The organism is Variovorax sp. P4_B10 (assembly GCF_056402375.1).
Genome location: NZ_JBFUHN010000189.1, coordinates 1 through 536 on the forward strand (window position 1 = coordinate 1; position 536 = coordinate 536).

A 536-nucleotide genomic window follows, 5' to 3' on the forward strand; every position below is an offset into this window, starting at 1 on the left:
GCAGGCGCTGCTGCGGGTCGATCGCCGTCGCCTCCCGCTCGGACACGCCGAAGTAGCCGAGGTCGAGCCCGTCAACGGCACCGACGTAGCCGCCGAGCGGACGCTCGCCGGCGTCGAACCAGCGTCCGTCCGGCGCCTGCCCGATGGCATCCACGCCCTCCAGCAGCAAACGCCAGAACAGGTCGGGGTCGTCCGCTCCCCCCGGGAAACGGCAACCCATGCCGATGATGGCCAGCGGCTCGCTCATCAGCAAGGCCTGGATCTCCGGGTCCTGGCGCAGGCGCCGCGCCTGGAGCGCGCGCTTCTCGGCACTCAGGGTTGGACGGGCTGACGGTTCATTCATCGCCATGTCCTCAGCCGCCGCCGCGGACCAGGAGGGCAAGTGCCTCCTGGTCCGAAAGGGTTTCCATCGCGGTATCTGCAACCGGCCCATGCACAACAGCCAAACGCGAAGGTGCAGGCGCCGCCGGGCCCACCAGCAAGGCGGCAAGATGGTCGGCGAGCCGCTCAGGCGTCGGGTGACTCCAGGCCAGCGT

At 70.1% G+C, this 536-nt stretch carries 2 protein-coding genes; both read right to left on the reverse strand.

The window, feature by feature from the left end; all coding sequences use genetic code 11:
* Positions 1–343: beta-ketoacyl synthase N-terminal-like domain-containing protein (locus AC1DXX_RS33400; RefSeq protein ID WP_478138484.1), on the reverse strand; the 343-nt coding region annotated here is incomplete at its 3' end.
* Positions 344–353: 10 nt separating this feature from the next.
* On the reverse strand, positions 354–536 hold a 183-nt coding region (locus AC1DXX_RS33405; protein WP_478138485.1), incomplete at its 5' end, for a hypothetical protein.